An 18690-nucleotide genomic window follows, 5' to 3' on the forward strand; every position below is an offset into this window, starting at 1 on the left:
GATGCCCTGCTGACTATCGCTCAGCTGCGGGATCTTTGAAACCTCAGCTGAGATGCCAGCCAGTGCCGGTCACTCCCACTCGATGGTAAACAGGCGTAAAATGCCTGTAATTTCGTAGAGTTATATTTAGACAGTGCCGTGAATTTCGCTTCGCTATAGCGTCATTCACGGCGCCGAATCGACCGCGCTGGCTGAGTGCCTGGAACGGCACTCCGAGGCCATCAGAAGGGCATCTTGAAGCCGGGCGGGAGCTGCATGCCGTCGGTCATGCCGGACATCTTTTCTTTGCTGTTCTGCTCGATCTTGCGCACCGCATCGTTCACTGCCGCGGCGATCAGATCTTCAAGAATTTCCTTGTCTTCCTGCATGAGGCTGTCGTCCAGGCTGACGCGTTTGACGTCGTGTCGACCGTTCATCACAACGCTTACCAGGCCGGCGCCGGACTGGCCGGTCACCTCGGCGTTGGCCAACTCTTCCTGCATTTTCTGCATCTTTTCTTGCATCTGCTGCGCCTGCTTCATCAGGCCGGCCATGCCACCTTTCATCATGGGGTCTACCTCGGATCAGGGTTCGGAATGTTCTACGGGTTCGATGCTACCGTCGCGAATGACGGCGGCGAACTGTTGCATCAGCTGTTGCACCACGGGATCGGCCTGAATCGACTGCTCAGCCACCTGCTGACGCTCGCCCCTTCGGCGGGCCGCGGCCTGGGCCGGAGTTTCCTGCTGCGGGGTCTGCAACTCGATATCCAGCTGCAGGGTGCGCCCATGGTACTGATTCAGCGCATCGTTGAGACGTCGCTGTTGAGTCGTATTGAACAGTGCACTTTGCGCCGGGTCCAGGTGCATCAGCCAGCGATCGCCCTCAACGGAAATCAACGTGCAATTGGCCGCGATACTGCCGGTCAGGCCTGCCAGCCCGAGTTTCAGATAAATATCCTGCCACTCGGCGGCCAGCCCGGTCGCCGGTTCGACCGCAGGGGCAGGTTCGACAGACTGCTGCTCAGACGCCGGATCATCCAGCCCGTCCAGGTACGCTTCAGCCTGCGTTTCGACCTCGAAGTAATCCTCGTCAGTCAGCGGGGGGTCTTCATCGTCAGGCTCGCTCACCTCGACGACCGCAGCGAAATGTTCAGCGGTTTCAATCGAAGCGGTCCGTTGCTCTACCGCCTCACTTTCCACCGCAACCGGTGACGATGCCGGCGGCTCATTCCACGGCACGTCGACCACCGAAGGTGCCGACTCCGACGCCACAGGTTGAGGCGTCGGAGCCGGCGTGACCTCCACGGCAGCGGCCGGCGGCTCGGGAACCTGGACATGAGCCGGGTCTATCAACGAGGGTGCAGGTGCAGGTAAAGGGTCCGGCCGCGGCGGCACCGAAGAGCTGACCGCAGCGGCCGGCGCTGGCGCTACGGGCTTTGCAGCCAGATCATGCTCCGGTGCGGCGGATGCCGCAGTACCGGCCACCTCGGTTGATCTGGAATCAGTCGTGGCCGGACTGACTCCCAATGTCTTTAACGGTGTTCGCGGTGCGTTATCGCTGTCAGCAGGTCGGAACGCGAGCATGCGCAGCATGACCATCTCGAATCCGCTTCGCGGATCGGGTGCCAACGGCAAATCGCGCCGGCCGATCAGGCCCATCTGGTAATAGAACTGTACGTCCTCGGCCGGCAATGCCTGCGCCAGTGCAAGCACACGGTCCCGATCGCCCTGGCCATTGTCTACCGCGTCCGGCAACGCCTGGGCGACAGCTACACGGTGCAAGACGTTGAGCATTTCCGCAAGCACGCCGGCCCAATCAGGGCCTTGCTCGGCAAGCTGACGAACTGCTTCCAGCAGCGCCCTGGCATCGCCTTCAAGCAGCGCCTGCAGCACGCCGTAGACCTGCCCGTGATCAAGGGTACCCAGCATACTGCGGACGTCGGCCGCGAGTACCTTGCCCTCGCCAAACGCGATCGCCTGATCGGTCAGGCTCATCGCATCGCGCATCGATCCATCCGCGGCACGGCCGAGCAACCAGAGCGCATCTTCCTCGAACGGGACCTGCTCGACGCCAAGCACGTGGGTCAGGTGCTCCACTACGCGTTCGGGCGGCATGTTTTTCAGCGAGAACTGCAGGCAGCGCGACAGGATAGTCACCGGCAGCTTTTGCGGGTCCGTGGTGGCCAGCAGAAACTTGACGTGGGGCGGTGGCTCTTCAAGCGTTTTAAGCAATGCGTTGAACGAGTGCGACGAGAGCATGTGCACCTCGTCGATCAGATAAACCTTGTAGCGCCCACGACTAGGCGCGTACTGCACGTTATCCAGCAACTCTCGAGTGTCTTCGACCTTGGTGCGGCTCGCGGCGTCTACCTCAATCAGATCAACGAAACGCCCTTCGTCGATTTCGCGGCAGACCGAGCACTCTCCGCAGGGTGTGGAACTGATACCCGTCTCGCAATTGAGGCATTTCGCGATAATCCGCGCGATGGTGGTCTTGCCAACCCCACGCGTACCTGTGAACAGATAGGCATGGTGCAGGCGCTGGCTGTCCAGTGCGTTGATCAGAGCCTTGAGCACGTGCGTTTGGCCGACCATTTCGCGGAACGAGCGCGGACGCCATTTACGGGCCAGTACCTGATAACTCATAACACCATCGCGGGATAAAGCAGAGGACGGGTAATGCTAGCGGAGCAGGCGGCAAATTGCATCCAGCCTGACGCCCGCATGGCGGATTGCAGCTTGTTAGCGTAAACGCCCGGTCAGCGCTTAACCGTTGCGCCCAGGGCTCGCACGATCTGTTCCAGCTGCGGCTGGCCACCGGTGATTTCGATCTGCAAGCTGTCTATTTCCCGACGGGGTGGGTATTGCTTTCGCAACTGGTCGAAGCCGACGCGGCGCTGGGCCTCGTCATCGCTCAGGTTGCGACGAAATGCGGCGTCGTCACGTCGCGGGTCATACACGGCCCGACAGGTTATTTCCAACAGCTCGCCAGGCTTAGTTGAAGCATCGAAGACAAGCCCTCGCAGCGGCGCTGGCGGCATTAGCTCCGCCAGTTCAACCGTTGGTTGCAAACCTCTGTTCGCACAAAACGCCAGATAGATCTGCTCCGTTCCGCGCAACTTTCCATCCAGGCTATAACCGGCGATATGGGGGGTTGCGATCCAACACAGCTCGGCCAATTCGACATCGATCTGAGGCTCTCCCTCCCAGACATCGAGCACCGCCTGGATGTCTGTCCGCCTGGCCAGCTGTTCGCGCAAGGCGGCATTGTCGACCACCGCGCCACGGGCGGCATTGATCAGCCAGGCGCCTGGGCGCAGCTGCTCCAGGCGAGACTGATCCAACAAGTGAAACGTGGAATGTTCGCCGTCCAGGGTTAACGGCGTATGCACGCTGATGACATCGCACTCAGCGAATATTTCATCCAGGGTGACGAACTCGCCCACTTCATGTGCCTGGCGCGGCGGATCGCAGACACGCACGTCCCAACCCAGCCCGCGCAGAACCTCTACCAGCCTGCCGCCCACTTCCCCGGCGCCGATCACGCCATAACGGCGACCTTCCAGCTCGGCGCCCTCACCTTCGGCCAAGGCCAGAAGACTGCCGAGCACGTAATCAACGACGCCGCGAGCGTTGCAGCCCGGTGCACTAGCCCAACTGATTCCCGCCTCCTCGAAGTAATCGATGTCGAGGTGGTCGGTTCCGATCGTACAAGTGCCCACGAAACGCACAGCGCTCCCCTTGAGCAACTCGCGATCGACCCGGGTAACCGACCGAACCAAAAGCACGTCGGCCTGCTCGAGCGCAGCCCGGTTGATACTTCTCCCAGGCATACGGCGTATCTCGCCGAACTCAGCGAAGAAAGCGTCAACCAGAGGAATGTTTTCATCGGCAAGAATGCGCATTGTATGGCTCCGTCATGATTTTCCATTCTAGACCGCGCCGGGTCGCTCTGCTGCCTTCCCGTGCGTGCGACGCGCGGCGTAGACTAGGCGGCTTCTGTATACAATCCGGATAATCTGCAATGCCCACTGAGCTGAGACTCAGACGGGTTCGCGTTGAACTGCGCACCCTCTTCGCCCTCGCCCTGCCTATGATGATTGCTCAACTGGCCAACACCGCCATGGGTTTTGTCGACACCTTGATGGCCGGCCGTGTCAGCCCGGCAGACCTCGCAGCGGTGGCGTTGGGAAATTCCATCTGGGTGCCGGTTTTCCTTCTCGTAACGGGCGTCATCCTGGCGACCACGCCCAATGTTGCTCAATACTTTGGCCGTGACCAACACGAACGCATTGGACCGCTGGTACGCCAGGCCTTGTGGATGGGGCTCGGAGTAGCCTCGCTATCCGCCCTGCTGATGTGGAACGCCGAGCCGGTGCTGCATCTGATGGAAGTCGAACCGGCACTGATCGACCCGACGATGGCCTATTTACGAGCGGTTGCCTGCGGCTTTCCCGCAGTGGCGCTGTATCAAGTGCTGCGTTGTTACAGCGATGGGCTCGGCCATACCCGGCCCAGCATGGTGGTGGGCATTCTCGCGCTGATGCTGAACATTGCGCTGAATTACATTTTCATCTACGGCAAGTTGGGTCTGCCAGCCATGGGCGGGGTCGGCTGTGGTTGGGCTACCGCGCTGGTCATGGCTTTCATGCTACTGGCAATGCTGTTCTGGGTACGCCGCGCCGAGTACTACCAACCGAGCCAGCTGTTTGCCCATTTCGATTGGCCGCAATGGTCGATGCTGAGCCGCCTGCTTTCGGTGGGCGTGCCGATCGGGGTTGCGGTGTTTGCCGAAGCCAGCATCTTTTCGGTCATCGCCCTGTTGATCGGCGGCCTCGGGGCGACCGTGGTCGCCGGACACCAGATCGCGCTCAATTTTACGTCGCTGATTTTCATGATTCCGCTTTCGCTGGGCATGGCCATCACCATCCGCATCGGTCAGGCACTGGGACGAGGCGCACCACGGGATGCACGCTTCGTTGCCGGCCTGGGCGTCATATCGAGCCTGGTCTATGCCTGCTTTTCGGCGGGTAGCATGCTGCTGTTCGGCGAGCAGATCGCACGTATCTACACGCCGGATCCGGCTGTGATTGCAGTGGCCGCCAGCCTGTTCTTCTATGCTGCACTGTTTCAGTTTTCGGACGTGGTGCAAGTAACGGCGGCCGGCGCGCTGCGCGGCTACCAGGACACCCGCATGACGATGGTATTCACGCTTTTCGCCTACTGGGGGATCGGCCTGCCGGTGGGCTATGTACTCGGCCTGACCGACAGATTCGGTGAACCCAGCGGGCCGGCAGGGCTCTGGCAGGGCCTGATTGCAGGCCTGAGCTGCGCCGCGATCCTGCTGACTATTCGACTGCTGCGCAGTGCACGACGTGAAATACGCCGAGCGAGACCAGCCACGGCCTAGGGCAGGCTCGGTGCGGGCTGTTCAGGCTTCGAAGGCCAGCAGGACGGCACTCAACAGCAGAAACCCGCTGAACATAAGGCGCAACAGCCGCTCCGGTAGCGCGTGCGCCAACTTCACGCCGAGGCTGATGCTCAACAGCCCTCCTATGGCAAGCGGCAAACCAAGCATCCAGTTCACCTGGTCATGTGTGGCATAAGTGGCCAGCGTAACAGCGGTGCTTGGCGCCGCCAGTGACAGCGATAGGCCCTGCGCCACGACCTGCGATGTTCCGAATACTGCCGTGAGTACCGGCGTGGCAAGCACTGCCCCGCCTACGCCAAACAAACCGCCCAGCGCGCCCGCGCCAGCACCCAGCACGCCTAACCACGGCCAAGGATGGCGCAACTCGGTCCCACCGGACGCTGGCCGGAAGAATACCCGCGACAGGGTGTAGGCAGCCAAAGCGACGAGAAAACCGACAAAGGCGATACGCATGCGCCCAGCGTCGAGCGATACGGCAACCGCAGCACCGCCGATGGCGAAGCAGAAGCTGGCGATGCCCAATGCTGCCGCGTGGCGCAGGTCGATGCGATTGCGTTGGTGGTAGCGCCAGATCGCCAGCAGCACGTTGGGCACAACCATGACCAGTGCTGTGCCCTGAGCGACCTGCTGGTCCAGATCGAACATCACCCCCAGTACCGGAATCGCGATCAGCCCGCCGCCGATACCAAACAGGCCACCCAGCGTTCCCAGTGCCAAACCCAGCACCACATTCAACACGAATCCGACCAGGTCCATAACGTCTCCAGCGAAAGCTGCAATGCTACTCAGCGGTCTCTGGTAGGCATATGCACAAAGATGCACAATGGCTTTGCGTATTCTGCAAAGCAAAGCAGGGAACCATGGACACCAACGCGCTTACCGATCAGTTCAGGCTTTTTATCGATGTCATCGATACCGGCAGCTTTTCAGCGGCGGGTCGCCTGCGCGCACTCGCGCCCTCGTCCGTGGCACGACGCATAAACACTTTGGAGCGCTCGTTGGGTTGCCAGCTGGTCAGCCGCAGCAGCCATGCAGTCAAGCCCACGGCTGCCGGTCAGGCATTTGCCGAACGTGCCAGACGCATCGTTGAGGAATTACAACTGGCACGGGCCGAGATGACTTCACTACAAAGCGCACCGGAAGGCCGTATCCGTATCGATGCGCCCGCACCCTTCGGACGCCGACATTTAGCGCCAGCATTGGCTGAGTTTTTATTGGCTTACCCGGGGGTCGATATCCAGCTGCGCCTGATCGACAGCTTTATCGATATGCAAGGCGAGCATCTGGGGGATGTCGATCTGGTGCTACGTATCGGGCCGCTGGCCGATACACGCCTCGTTGCAACGCCGCTGGCCCCGATGATGCGCATCGCTTGCGCCAGTCCTGCCTACCTGAACCGCCGTGGTGTACCGCAAACAGTCGCAGAACTGCCGGAGCATGATGGGGTGGACTGGGACGCTCTGGCTCCATTCCATGCATGGCGATTCGAACATGAGGGCAAACGAAAGCTGTTGAAGCCGAAGCGTCTGCGGATGGTCGCGAACAATGCGGAAGCCTTGCTTACCGCCGCCCTGGCGGGACTGGGCATCGCCCACCTACCGACCTGGCTGATCAGCGACCAGCTACTGCGGGGCGATCTGCTGCCCTTGTTCTGCGAGCGCGGACTGCCGGAACCAGAACCTAGCGGGATCTACGCGTTGCGCCTGACACGGGAAGCGGATTCTCGGAGCCGTTTGCTGCTGGAGTTTTTAAAGAGCCGCTTTGGCCCGATCCCACCCTGGGACCAGGCACTGCAAAGCGGACTCGCCCTTGCATGAAAGCATTGGCAATCAGACAGCGCAGCCAGAAAGTTCCTGGGTCACGCCCCAACCATCAAGCACACCACCCAGCGGCTCGACCAGGTTCTCCAGATCCTGCTCGAAGTCACCGATACCATCGAAGGTGGCATACATCACTTTACTGACCTGCAGGTCCCAGGCCCCGTCGTCGCGGGGCGCTATCTGGGTGTTGACGCATTCGCCGCGGAAATTGCTGGCGGCCGCGCAGGCACGTTCACGATCGGGAAACACAGCGTAGAACTCGATCGGATGGACGCGGGCGAAGTCGAAACCGCCCTCCTTCATCCTGATAAGTACGTTGCTGCTTACATCCTCATGGAAGGTGGCACTCATAAAAACAACCTCCTCTCACTCATGGATGACGATTTCAGGAATGGAAAAGCCTTTCTCTACCTCGTTGCGAATGCGGCCGGACAGTGCTGGCCGTAAGTTGCCTGGTTATCGGATAAGAGAAACCGTGCGGTGTTTCCAGTAGGCCTCAGCGACGCCTGGGAGTTCGACGGATCAGCGATCGGACGCCTGTGACCGTAACCTCAGCCAGGCCACACGGCAGCAGCCGATGCTCCGAGCACTCCCGTGCATGCAACTGCCCTTGGAACATACGACGTATAAACCGCGTCCGCAACGGGGACGGTGAAACGAAGCGACCACGACGGGTCTGACGGGACCGACCGGGGCGCTGCAACGACTCGCGTCGCAGCGCGCCCACAGAACTAGCCGTTGCTGGGCTTGCTGATCGCCTGCAGCACGTACTGAGGCAACGCGAACGCGCCGATATGGATGTGCGGGTTGTAATAGCGAGTCACGATTCCGCTGCCAGCGAAACGTTGACACAAGGTTTCCAGTGTCAGCTTGCGGCTGTCGGAATCACAGGCACCCCAGGCGAAGGTCATGGCGCCACCGATATAGGTAGGGACCGCCGCCTGGTAGAAATGCCAGTCGGGAAACAGTCCGGTCATCCGCTTGGCAGTGGTCTGGACTTCGGCCAATTGCATGAAGAGTGTGCCATTCTGCGCGACCAGAATGCCGCCATCGTTGAGGCAGCGACGGCACGCCTGATAGAAGTTTTCCGAGAACAGAGCCTCGCCCGGTCCAATGGGATCGGTCGAGTCGGAGATGATTACGTCAAACGTTTCGTCAGTGGTTGCCACGAAATGCATGCCGTCATCGATTACCAGGCTCAGCCGCGGATCGGCGAACGCCCCCTTCGAATGCTCCGGTAGAAATTCCTTGCATGTCTCCACCACGGCGCGGTCGATTTCGACCATGGTGATGCTCTCGACATCGCGGTGCTTGCTCACTTCACGCAGCATGCCACCATCACCGCCGCCGATGATCAGGACACGCCGCGCCAGGCCGTGAGCCAGAATCGGAACATGCGTGAGCATTTCATGGTAGATGAATTCATCTGCCTCGGTGGTCTGAATGACCCCGTCAAGCGCCATCACGCGACCCATGCGGGCATTCTCGAATATGGCCAGGTGCTGATGCTCGGTGCGCACCTCATGCAGCATCTTGTCGATTCTGAATCGCTGACCGTAGCCCTCGTAGAGAGTTTCCTGATAGTCACTCATGGGTGTCTCCCTGATGGATGGCGTAACAGACAGGCCCGAAGGCTGTCCAGCTGGCAAAGAGCAGCATTCTACTTTGGTCTTATGACCGGAGGAACCATCCGCGCCCAACAGCCCGCTCCTGAACTGACCCTCAGCGATCACTAGCCGAACACACCGTGGCGTTGATGATGCGTGTCAGGAAGGTGTTCGACCTCGGCACCGATCCGACAGAATCGCTATGCGCAATTCACAACCGGACCTTGGCGAAATGTCCGGCGGCAACAAACCACATGATTAGCCCGACGACCGGCAACAGCACGACGACAAGGCTCCAGATGGTCTTGCGGCCGACCTCGATCCGACTTCGCCAGATTTGCACGATGGCCACACTATCGGCCACCAGCACGATCAAGGCCAGCAGTGCGCTCCAGCCTTCCACGCGTCAGGGCCTCAGGCTGCGCTCATCTGGCCGATTGCCACGCGGCCCCATGATGCCCCAGATGATCAGACCCAACACCGGCAGGATAACGATCAGCAATACCCAGAGAGCCTTTTTGCCAGTGCTGCTGTCGCTGCGCACCACACTGATGATTGCCCAGATATCCAGTGCCAGGATAAGCAGGCCAAAAATACCACCGAAGGCATCGGTCATGACAAGACTCCAAATTATGGTGAATTCGTAATTAGGATGCCTGGCCGGTTTGAGGGTTCAGTATGCGATCAGCTCAGTAACGGCGCGGATCAATCGCGTCGAAGCTGGCGACCGTCGGATGACCAGCCAGCTCGCCACCCTCGCGCACCAGGCCGCAGCTGTGCAGGCGAGCCTGCTGCGCGGCGTCCAGCTCTTCCACCACACCGGAAATACATAGGAAAGAAAGATCGGTCAGGATGGCTTTGACCGGCATCAACAATCCTCCAGGCGCGGGAAGCGGCCGGCAATGTCTTCACCGGTGAATTGCGCGCCCCAGCCTTCTGCATTGTTGAACAGGCGAATGGCAACGAAGTGAGGATGCTCACCCATATCGAACCAATGCCGGGTTCCGGCAGGCACCGAGATCAGGTCGTTCTTTTCGCACAGCACGGCATACACCCTGTCCTCGATATGCAGCGTGAACAACCCGCGGCCGACCACAAAGAAACGCACCTCGTCCTCGGCGTGCTGGTGTTCTTCAAGAAACTTGGCGCGAAGCTCTGCCTTCTGCGGATGGTCGCGGGTCAGGCTGATGACGTCGACCGTGACGTAGCCGCGTTCGCTCATCAGCCGATCGATCTGCGGACGGTAGGCGGCAATCACCTCCTCTGAACGTGCACCGGCGCGAATGGGCGCGCTGGCTTCCCAGCGTTCCAGGCGCACACCGACGTCGGCCAGCGTGGCGGCAATGTCTTCTATATGAGTGAGCACCTTGAGTGGCCGCTCGGGCGCAGTGTCCTGATAAACGCTGAGAATGCTCATACGGTATGTCTCCGACCGGGATAGCTGCCCCGGGGTTATAATAATGTCGGCCAGATGGCGCGTAAAAAAGTGTTCCCGCTACAGGCTTTGCAGCATCCGAGCTTCAGCTCGCACTCGAAAAGGAACTCGAACGCCTCGATCTGGCGCAATGCATCCTTCATCTGGGCGCCCCAGGTGTAGGGGCCGTTCCACGAATCAGGTAGCCGACGCAATCAGGGTGCTCGTTCAGCAGGGCTGAACCCGCGCGGCGAGTCGCCCGATGTCCTGGTCGTTTTCAAACACGGGTACCAGCACTTGCGATTCGTGCGATGAACCCCCCTGAACGCTTTCTGCAGCTCGCAATCGACCAACACCAGCGAATCTCACTCGAGCATATGCGCGAGAGCACCGTCGCATTGACCGAGTGGGTGTGCAGCACCGCACCGATCTCGGACTTCCAGCGGTACAACTGGGTGTGCAGCAGGGTCTCGGCGGAAGGATTCCTGCCCAGTTCCAGGCCAGGACCATTCATATCCACCGCCAGCAGATCATCCGCCGGCAGTTGCCCCTTGCGCTTGCCGGAGGCTGCCAGTAGCACTTCAACACTCGTCAGGCAGGCCGAATAATTGCTGCTGGTAGCCGGCGACCAACCTTTGCTGCTATAGAGAAACTGGCCAGCTTCGATAATGGCCTGCGCCAGGTCGTCACGGGCAGCAGTCATGCCGAGCTCCTGCTTGGGATAGCGATGATAACGGCTGCGACCAGCGAGGCCAGACTGGCAATGGCGAACGTCCATAAAGGGCCGAGACTGGCCCAGCTGTAGCCGGAGTAAAGCGCACCCAACGCTCCGCCAACCCCTGCCAGGGTCGCATAGAGCGCCTGCCCCTGCCCTTGCTGGCGGTGGCCGAAGCTGCGCTGGACGAAATGAATCGCCGCTGCGTGAAAGCTGCCGAACGTGGCCGCGTGCATCAGTTGCGCCATCAACAGCACGCCCAAATGATCGGCCAGCGTACCCAGCAGCAACCAGCGTAGCGCGGCCAGCAGGAAGCTAGCGGCAAGAACCTGGCGCAACGAAAAGCGCGCCAGCAGCGAAGCCATCACCAGGAAGATCAGGATTTCCGCCACGACCCCGAGCGCCCAAAGCAGGCCGATGGTGCCACGGCCATAGCCGAGCGTTTCGAGATGAATGGTGAAAAAGGTATAGTACGGGCCATGACTGACCTGCATCAGACCGACGCACACGAAGAATGCCAATACACCCGGACGGCAGAGCTGGCGAAAAAAACCACCCTGCCCCTCCGGTTCAGGGCGCGCCGTCGGCACCGCGTTGGGCACCCATACGCTGCTGATCACGATCCCGGCCATGACTGTCAGCAGCGCCACCGGATAAATGTCGAGACTCAGGCGCTCGAACAGCGCCCCAAGCCCCACTACCGCCGCGATGAAGCCGATGCTGCCCCATAGGCGAATCTGGCTGTAGCGAGACGCTTGTTCGTGCAGGTGCGCCAGGGTGATGACCTCGAACTGCGGTAACACCGCATGCCAGAAGAATGCATGCAGCGCCATCACCAATGCCAGCCAGGCGTAACTCTTACTGTAGAAGATCAAACTGAACGAAATCAGCGTACAGACCGCACCAATACGAACAATCGCCAGACGTCGGCCTGTGACATCGCCCAGCCAACCCCACAGGTTCGGTGCCAGGCAGCGCATCAGCATGGGAATGGCCACCAGCTCGCCAATGCGCTCGGCAGTAAAGCCAAGATGGTCGAAATAGAGGCCGAGAAACGGCGCCGCCGAACCGAGCAGCGCAAAGTAGAAAAAGTAGAAACCGGACAGGCGCCAGTAGGGCAACGCAGTCATAAGCTGCACGCGCCAAGCTGCAAGCGAAAAAACATCGGACGCACTCCGTACGGCTTGAAGCTCGTGGCTTGCAGCTTAAAGCTGTCCTAGCACCGGCGTACCCACCAGCACATCGGCATTCTGCCCCCGATGGCGCAGCAGATGATCCAGCAAAACGATGGCCATCATCGCTTCGGCGATCGGCGTCGCGCGGATACCCACGCAGGGGTCGTGACGACCTTTGGTGACGACATCCACGGGATTGCCAACAACGTCGATCGAGCGGCCCGGCGTGGTGATACTGGACGTCGGCTTGAGCGCCAGATGCGCGATGATCGGTTGGCCGGACGAAACGCCGCCCAGAATGCCACCTGCATTGTTGGAAAGGAAACCGCCCGGCGTCATCTCGTCACGGTGCTCGGTGCCACGCTGGGCGACGCTGGCGAAGCCGGCACCGATTTCAACGCCCTTCACCGCATTGATGCTCATCAGGGCATGGGCCAGTTCGGCGTCGAGTCGGTCGAAGATCGGCTCGCCAAGCCCTGGAGGGACGCCTTCGGCGACGACACAGATTTTGGCACCAACCGAATCCTGATCACGACGCAACTGGTCCATGTATGCCTCCAGCTCCGCCACCTTGTCCGGGTCCGGACTGAAAAATGCGTTCTGCTCAACACTTTCCCAGGTCTTGAATGGAATTTCGATCGGCCCCAGCTGGCTCATGTAGCCGCGCACCTGGATGCCCAGCGTCGCCAGGTATTTCTTGGCGATGGCGCCGGCAGCGACGCGCATGGCGGTTTCGCGGGCTGAGCTGCGACCACCGCCGCGATAATCACGCAAACCGTACTTGTGGTGATAGCTGTAGTCGGCATGAGCGGGACGGAACAGGTCCTTGATGGCCGAATAGTCCTTGGATTTCTGGTCCGTGTTACGGATCAGCAAACCAATGGGGCAGCCGGTCGTACGGCCTTCGAATACGCCGGAAAGGATTTCAACCTCATCGGCTTCCTGGCGCTGGGTGGTATGCCGGCTGGCGCCAGGCTTGCGTCGATCGAGGTCGCGTTGCAGGTCAGCGGCGCTCAGCTCCAGGCCCGGCGGACAGCCGTCGACGATCGCGACCAATGCCGGACCGTGGCTTTCGCCAGCCGTGGTGACGGTGAACAGCTTGCCGTAAGTATTGCCGGACATGCAGGGTGCTCCGCGATCGACCTAAAGAAGGGGCGAAAGTATACCCGAGCCGCTGCCGGTTTCGCTGCCTGCAGCGGTGGCGCATACTGCCAACCCGCCCAACCGTCAGCTCGCTCCGTATCCGCCCCGCTTCGCCAATGGTTTATTGCTGCCCATGCGTTTCCTTTTTGTGTTCACGTTGCTCACCATGCTCGCGCCCTTAGTCCAAGCCCAGACGCTGCTGAATCAAAGGATGACCGTGCAGGTGCCGGACGGGCGTCTTCATGGCAGCCTGCTGCTTCCGAAGTCCGATGCCCCTCTGCCGGTCGCGTTGTTGATAGCCGGCTCGGGCCCGACCGACCGCGACGGCAACAATCCAATGGGCCACAACGATAGCCTCAAGCGGCTGGCACAGGCATTGGCCAAACGCGGCATCGCCAGCGTGCGCTATGACAAGCGCGGCGTCGGCCAGAGCCGCGCGCTGGCACCTGACGAAAGCCAACTGAAGGTGAAGGATTACGTGGCCGACGCAGTGGCCTGGACGCGCCTGTTGCAAGCCGATCCGCGGTTTTCGGCGGTCGTGCTGGTCGGCCACAGCGAAGGTGCATTGATTGCCAGCCTGGCTGAGCCTACCGTTCAACCCGCTGCACTGATCAGCCTCGCAGGCAGCGGTCGCCCCATCGACAGGCTGCTGCGCGAGCAACTCCAGGGCCGCTTGTCGCCGCCGCTGCTGGCAACCGCGTACTACCTGATCGATGAGCTCAAGGCAGGAAGAATCCACGATCAGGTGCCCGACCCATTGCGGATTCTGTTCCGCCCGAGCGTCCAGCCTTATCTCATCTCGCTGTTCCGCCAGGACCCGGCCAATGCATTTGCGGGCACCAGCGCACCGGCCTTGATTATCCAGGGCACTCATGACATTCAGGTCGGGCGCGAAGATGCCCAGGCCCTGAAGCGAGCCAGAGCCGACGCGGAGTTGGCCCTGATATCTGGGATGGGGCACGTATTGCGCATTACGCCGCCGGAGCGCGGGAGACAAATGGCCTCCTATAACAGCCCCGAAATGCCTATCGCTCATGAACTGACGGAACAGATCAGCCGATTCCTGTCCGAGCACGGCATATTGCCAGCCTCCAGTTAGCCCGCTATCGGCCGATACGCTCCTTGCCAGCCGCAACGACCCGCACAGGCCCATGGATGCCGAGATGACCGACAGCCCAACAGCACCTGACGACAACGAGGCCCCGACGCCCGCTGCGCCACCGCCGCATCCCTGGGCCGAACTCGCCCCGGATCGCTTCCGACTGCTTCGCCTGTCGCCATTGCCCACCGACCGTGACACCGGAGCGCGCCCGCTACGGTTCGTGGAGTTGACCCAGGTCGAGCGACATACGCCTCAGCAGAGCCTTTTGAAGCTCGTCATACGGATACCGGGACAAGTGCTGGCCAAACAGCACAACCTGTTGGAAATCTGGGCCGACCACCGAGCCAAGGAAGTGCGCTTCGGCCCAGACTCTGGCCTGCATATAGAGCCGGCAAACCGTGGCCTTGGACGCTTCCTGCTTGCGCAGGGGGCAGCCTGGGCTCAGAAGCGCTGGGCACACTATCGGGTCGAAGGCGGCGCGTTGCCGGTCAAAGATATAACCGGCGAGGACATACGCTTGCGGCGCGATCATTGCCTGCTCAGCCAGGGTTTCGATGTGCTGTATGCCGAGCCCCAGCAGCTCAAGGCGATCTACGGTGCAAGTCGTGTCAGTGCCTTGCGGCCTGACTGGAATATCGAAAAGGTGCAAATCATCGAACTGCAAGAGGCCGCGGCGATGCTCGAGCAGGCTGATCGCAATCTGCTCGAGCAGGAAAATCAAATTCGCGATATCCACGAACGCTTGAGCAAGCTTCGCCGGGAGGATGGCACCCTCCGATTCACCATTGCCTGCCTGATCGTCTTCGCCCTGTTTCAGGCCGGGCTGCTGATCTGGATCGCAACCCGCTGACGCTGCCCGGCCGTTCGGCCTTGCCTACCGCAAGAGCCGTTCACGAAACAGCGCCTGATGATCCCGGCACTGACTGGCGGCGAGCAGAAAAACACCATGCCCGCCGTCAGCGAACTCGAGCCAGGTAAAGTCGACTTCCGGATAAAGCGCTTCGACATGCACCCGACTGTTGCCGACCTCGACGATGAGGGTGCCGGTCTCGGTCAGGTGATCGGCCGCCTCCGCCAGTATTCTTCTCACCAGATTCAACCCGTCGTCACCACAGGCTAAACCCAGTGCGGGCTCATGCTGGAACTCGGCAGGCATATCGGCGAAATCTTCAGCGTCCACATAGGGCGGATTGGAGACAATGAGGTCGAAGCGCTGCTGGGGCAACCCATCGAACCCATCGCCCTGTACGGTGTAAACCCGATCGTCCAGGCCATGCTGTTCAATGTTGCGATTGGCCACTTCCAGCGCTTCGAAAGACAGGTCGGCCAGCAGCACCTCGGCATCGAGGAATTCATAGGCGCAGGCAATGCCGATGCAACCGGAACCGGCACACAGGTCGAGAATCCGTGCGGGCTCCTTCGCCAGCCAGGGTTCGAAGCGCCGCCCGATCAATTGGCCAATCGGCGAGCGCGGAATCAGCACGTGATCGTTCACGATGAACGGAAGCCCGCAGAACCAGGCCTGCCCGAGCAGATAGGCGGTCGGCACGCGTTGCTCGATTCGACGGCGCAGCAAAGCCTGTAGATGCTCACGCTCATCGTCTTCCAGCCGGCAATCGAGGTAGCTGTCGGCCATCTCCCACGGCAAGTGCAAGGCACCAAGCACCAACTGGCGAGCCTCATCCCAAGCGTTGTCGGTACCGTGGCCGAAGAACAGCTGTTCAGCGTGGAAGCGGCTGACAGCCCAGCGAATATGATCACGCAAGGTGCGCAAACGGGAAGACCAAGCAGTCACGGGGCATCTCCTCTGAAAAGGGCGAAAGTCTAGCTGATGGCCCTGCTCGTTTCGCGAGTTTTGCGGCGCTGCGTGATGGCACAGCGCCCATGACGCCGATATATATGAGCAAATCACCACCTGTTGGCTGTTCACATCTCGCGCTACTGGCGCCACAATCATGCCCCTCTCAGAACAAGGAGTCAGTCATGTCCAAGCCACAGACCATGCTTCAGCTCAGTGGCCGCAGTTACGCACCGGCGACTTTGGCCAACGCGACCCTTGTCGTCATTGACGTGCAGGAAGAATACCGGACGGGAACACTGGCATTACCGAATCTGGACTCGTCGCTGGAGCAGATCAGCAAGCTGCTGGCCGCCGCCCGCACGGCTGGCGCCCCCGTCGTGCATGTTCACCACCTGGGCATCCCGGGCGGGCTGTTCGACCCCCAGGGATTACGCGGCCAGATCATGCCGGAAGCGGCACCGCTTCCAGGCGAAACCGTGATCGGCAAGACGCTGCCTAATGCGTTCGCTGGCACCCGACTACATGAAGTGCTGCAGCAGCTTGGCCGCCTCGACCTCGTTGTCTGCGGATTCATGACCCACTCCAGCGTGAGCACCACGGTCCGCGCGGCAAAGGACTACGGCTACCGCTGTACGCTGGTTGACAAGGCCTGCGCCACACGTGACCTACCGATGGGAGACGGCGCGATCGCCGCGGCAGAGGTGCATCGCATGGAGATGACCATTCTCGCGGACAACTTCGCTGTATGCGTGGCTGATGCCGGAGCACTGGCATAAGCGCGACCGAACCGAAAGCGACCAGCCCGCCTCGCCTGCGCTTGCCGACGGCCCGACAGTCGCCGCTCCTGAGGAGCCAACCGGAATGAAACGAACCGAAGGTTTCGATGCGCGCCGTCTGCGCCCTCGCCAACCTCGCAGCTGGGGCGCACGCCTTGGCACAGCACTTGGTCTGCTGCTGATCGTCGCGGGCGCGCTGTTCATCGGCGCTGGTGTTGCGTCACTGTTTAGCGGTATCGAAGCCTTGGCCAGCATGCCTCTGGACAAAGAAGCCGCGGTGACGCTATTGACCTTGGGTCTGATCCTGTTGCTGCTTGGCACATTCGTGCGACGTCGTGTGCGCCGCCGCATGCATACACCGAGCGGGTTGAGTCTTTCGCCACGCCTGAAAAAACGTCGTTAGTCTGTCCGCGCTTGCCCAGCGCCGCCTTCGAGAGGGAAGGCAGCCCTGGACAAAAGCTTTGAGATAAAATGGCCGACTAAAGCGGAGGCCTCATGCAAGAAGATGATTTTTCCCTGTTCAGATCAGCTGTGCGTGGCGTCAAGCCTATCGAACACGACCGGGCTGAAATTGGCAAACCACGCAGCAACAAAGCACAGATAGCCACTCTGCGCGCCAATGCCTCGATCAGCGACAGCGATACCAGGATCGATGGGCTTTCCGATCAGTTCGTAATCGATGTTGCGGCTGAAGATGAACTGTACTGGGTGCGCGACGGTGTCCAGGACAGCCAGATGCGCAAACTGAAAGCCGGCCAAATTCCATTCGAAGGCAGCCTGGACCTGCATGGGCTGAGCGTCGAGAAAGCCCGCGTGCTGCTCTGGGACTTTCTCGCCGAAGCGTGCAAATTCGAGATTCGCTGCGTGCGTGTCACCCATGGCAAGGCCGCGCGAATCGACGGCAAGCGGCCCCTGATCAAGAGCCACGTGAACACCTGGCTACGCCAGCATCCTCAAGTGCTCGGTTTTACTTCATGCCTGCCAAGGCATGGCGGTACCGGCGCCGTTTATGTGATTCTCAAACGAACCATGCTCGAAGGACGCGACGAGTAAGCTTTGCGTCAGGCGTCTCGATCCACGCATTGGTGCCGCATGTCGCTTGCAGCCCAGCGGCCGACCCCCTAACCTTCGCACTCGCGCTTTCTTGCATGCCTGACGGGTAGTCATATGTCCCTGGAAACACATTACACCGCGATCCTTGGCCAGCTGGGTGAGGATGTCAACCGCGAGGGCCTGCTCGATACGCCCCAGCGCGCCGCCAAAGCCATGCAGTACCTGTGCAAGGGTTACCAGCAGACGCTCGAGGAGGTCACCAACGGCGCGCTGTTCAGCTCCGATAACAGCGAAATGGTACTGGTCAAGAACATCGAGATCTATTCGTTGTGCGAACACCATATGCTGCCCTTCATCGGCAAGGCGCATGTCGCTTATTTGCCCAACGGCAAGGTGCTCGGCCTGTCGAAAGTCGCGCGTATCGTCGACATGTACGCTCGCCGACTGCAGATTCAGGAAAATCTCACGCGTGAAATCGCCGAGGCGATTCAAACGGTCACGGGGGCCTGGGGCGTGGCAGTCGTCATTGAGGCCCAACACATGTGCATGATGATGCGAGGCGTCGAGAAGCAGAATTCTTCGATGGTCACCTCGGTCATGCTCGGCCAGTTCCGCGAGAACGCTGCCACCCGCAGCGAGTTCCTCGGCCTGGTCAGATAGGGCAAGCTGCAA

General features: G+C 60.7%; 20 protein-coding genes and 2 pseudogenes. 8 read left to right on the forward strand and 14 right to left on the reverse strand.

Going from position 1 to position 18690, the window contains the following annotated elements; genetic code table 11:
• Positions 1-221: 221 nt before the first annotated feature.
• The 3 genes from NA637_RS20315 to pdxB form a co-directional block, all read right to left on the reverse strand.
• The gene (locus NA637_RS20315) at positions 222-548 is read right to left on the reverse strand and encodes a YbaB/EbfC family nucleoid-associated protein (protein WP_019339308.1); all 327 of its coding nucleotides are present in this window, start codon (positions 546-548) and stop codon (positions 222-224) included.
• Positions 549-563: 15 nt separating this feature from the next.
• Entirely contained in the window at positions 564-2627 is a 2064-nt protein-coding gene (gene dnaX, locus NA637_RS20320; protein WP_256074375.1) for a DNA polymerase III subunit gamma/tau, read from the reverse strand.
• A 113-nt stretch (positions 2628-2740) separates the two neighbouring features.
• Complete coding sequence (gene pdxB, locus NA637_RS20325; RefSeq protein ID WP_256074376.1) at positions 2741-3886, reverse strand: 4-phosphoerythronate dehydrogenase PdxB; 1146 nt, start codon at positions 3884-3886, stop codon at positions 2741-2743.
• A gap of 119 nt (positions 3887-4005) precedes the next feature.
• On the opposite strand from pdxB, the gene NA637_RS20330 reads away from it, so the two are divergent.
• Positions 4006-5391, forward strand: a complete 1386-nt coding sequence (locus NA637_RS20330; protein WP_256074378.1) for an MATE family efflux transporter — start codon at positions 4006-4008, stop codon at positions 5389-5391.
• A 21-nt stretch (positions 5392-5412) separates the two neighbouring features.
• Here NA637_RS20330 and NA637_RS20335 read toward each other — a convergent pair whose 3' ends face one another.
• On the reverse strand, positions 5413-6168 hold the full coding sequence (locus tag NA637_RS20335) for a sulfite exporter TauE/SafE family protein (protein ID WP_256074380.1): 756 nt from the start codon (positions 6166-6168) through the stop codon (positions 5413-5415).
• A 104-nt stretch (positions 6169-6272) separates the two neighbouring features.
• Here NA637_RS20335 and NA637_RS20340 point away from each other — a divergent pair, with 104 nt between their 5' ends.
• Complete coding sequence (locus NA637_RS20340; RefSeq protein WP_256074381.1) at positions 6273-7229, forward strand: LysR family transcriptional regulator; 957 nt, start codon at positions 6273-6275, stop codon at positions 7227-7229.
• Positions 7230-7241: 12 nt separating this feature from the next.
• Here NA637_RS20340 and NA637_RS20345 read toward each other — a convergent pair whose 3' ends face one another.
• The 9 genes and pseudogenes from NA637_RS20345 to aroC all read right to left on the reverse strand — a co-directional run bounded on the left by NA637_RS20345 (position 7242) and on the right by aroC (position 13265).
• Positions 7242-7583, reverse strand: a complete 342-nt coding sequence (locus NA637_RS20345) for a ribonuclease E inhibitor RraB (protein WP_256074382.1) — start codon at positions 7581-7583, stop codon at positions 7242-7244.
• A gap of 380 nt (positions 7584-7963) precedes the next feature.
• Positions 7964-8824 carry a polyamine aminopropyltransferase gene (gene speE, locus NA637_RS20350; RefSeq protein ID WP_256074383.1) on the reverse strand — a complete coding sequence of 287 codons (861 nt, stop codon included), beginning with the start codon at positions 8822-8824 and terminating at the stop codon, positions 7964-7966.
• 226 nt (positions 8825-9050) lie between these two features.
• Positions 9051-9242, reverse strand: coding sequence for a PLDc N-terminal domain-containing protein (locus NA637_RS20355; RefSeq protein WP_256074384.1), 192 nt, complete (start codon positions 9240-9242; stop codon positions 9051-9053).
• 3 nt (positions 9243-9245) lie between these two features.
• Positions 9246-9455, reverse strand: a complete 210-nt coding sequence (locus NA637_RS20360) for a PLD nuclease N-terminal domain-containing protein (RefSeq protein WP_256074386.1) — start codon at positions 9453-9455, stop codon at positions 9246-9248.
• 73 nt (positions 9456-9528) lie between these two features.
• Positions 9529-9672: pseudogene (locus NA637_RS20365) on the reverse strand (acireductone synthase); the annotation flags it as partial.
• 35 nt (positions 9673-9707) lie between these two features.
• The gene (locus NA637_RS20370; RefSeq protein WP_256074387.1) at positions 9708-10256 is read right to left on the reverse strand and encodes a 1,2-dihydroxy-3-keto-5-methylthiopentene dioxygenase; all 549 of its coding nucleotides are present in this window, start codon (positions 10254-10256) and stop codon (positions 9708-9710) included.
• A gap of 35 nt (positions 10257-10291) precedes the next feature.
• A pseudogene (locus NA637_RS20375) lies at positions 10292-10956 on the reverse strand (methylthioribulose 1-phosphate dehydratase).
• A complete protein-coding gene (locus NA637_RS20380; protein WP_256074388.1) occupies positions 10953-12098 on the reverse strand; it encodes an MFS transporter in 1146 nt (381 codons plus the stop codon). The pseudogene NA637_RS20375 and the gene NA637_RS20380 overlap by 4 nt, the downstream one beginning before the upstream one ends.
• 75 nt (positions 12099-12173) lie before the next feature.
• Positions 12174-13265 carry a chorismate synthase gene (gene aroC, locus NA637_RS20385; RefSeq protein WP_256074391.1) on the reverse strand — a complete coding sequence of 364 codons (1092 nt, stop codon included), beginning with the start codon at positions 13263-13265 and terminating at the stop codon, positions 12174-12176.
• Between the two features lie 154 nt (positions 13266-13419).
• Here aroC and NA637_RS20390 point away from each other — a divergent pair, with 154 nt between their 5' ends.
• Positions 13420-14385, forward strand: coding sequence for an alpha/beta hydrolase (locus NA637_RS20390; RefSeq protein ID WP_256074392.1), 966 nt, complete (start codon positions 13420-13422; stop codon positions 14383-14385).
• Between the two features lie 64 nt (positions 14386-14449).
• The gene (locus tag NA637_RS20395; protein WP_256074393.1) at positions 14450-15238 is read left to right on the forward strand and encodes a hypothetical protein; all 789 of its coding nucleotides are present in this window, start codon (positions 14450-14452) and stop codon (positions 15236-15238) included.
• A 24-nt stretch (positions 15239-15262) separates the two neighbouring features.
• Here NA637_RS20395 and prmB read toward each other — a convergent pair whose 3' ends face one another.
• Positions 15263-16183 (reverse strand): 50S ribosomal protein L3 N(5)-glutamine methyltransferase, encoded by a 921-nt coding sequence (gene prmB / locus NA637_RS20400; RefSeq protein WP_256074394.1) that lies wholly within the window; start codon positions 16181-16183, stop codon positions 15263-15265.
• 188 nt (positions 16184-16371) lie between these two features.
• Here prmB and NA637_RS20405 point away from each other — a divergent pair, with 188 nt between their 5' ends.
• From NA637_RS20405 to folE, 4 genes are all read left to right on the forward strand, one after another.
• The gene (locus NA637_RS20405) at positions 16372-16965 is read left to right on the forward strand and encodes a cysteine hydrolase family protein (RefSeq protein ID WP_256074395.1); all 594 of its coding nucleotides are present in this window, start codon (positions 16372-16374) and stop codon (positions 16963-16965) included.
• Between the two features lie 85 nt (positions 16966-17050).
• Positions 17051-17368 (forward strand): hypothetical protein, encoded by a 318-nt coding sequence (locus NA637_RS20410; protein ID WP_256074396.1) that lies wholly within the window; start codon positions 17051-17053, stop codon positions 17366-17368.
• 92 nt (positions 17369-17460) lie between these two features.
• A complete protein-coding gene (locus NA637_RS20415) occupies positions 17461-18018 on the forward strand; it encodes a Smr/MutS family protein (RefSeq protein WP_256074397.1) in 558 nt (185 codons plus the stop codon).
• A 114-nt stretch (positions 18019-18132) separates the two neighbouring features.
• Complete coding sequence (folE, locus tag NA637_RS20420; RefSeq protein WP_256074398.1) at positions 18133-18678, forward strand: GTP cyclohydrolase I FolE; 546 nt, start codon at positions 18133-18135, stop codon at positions 18676-18678.
• Positions 18679-18690 lie beyond the last annotated feature (12 nt).

This window comes from Stutzerimonas stutzeri, assembly GCF_024448935.1.
Lineage (GTDB): Bacteria > Pseudomonadota > Gammaproteobacteria > Pseudomonadales > Pseudomonadaceae > Stutzerimonas > Stutzerimonas stutzeri_AO.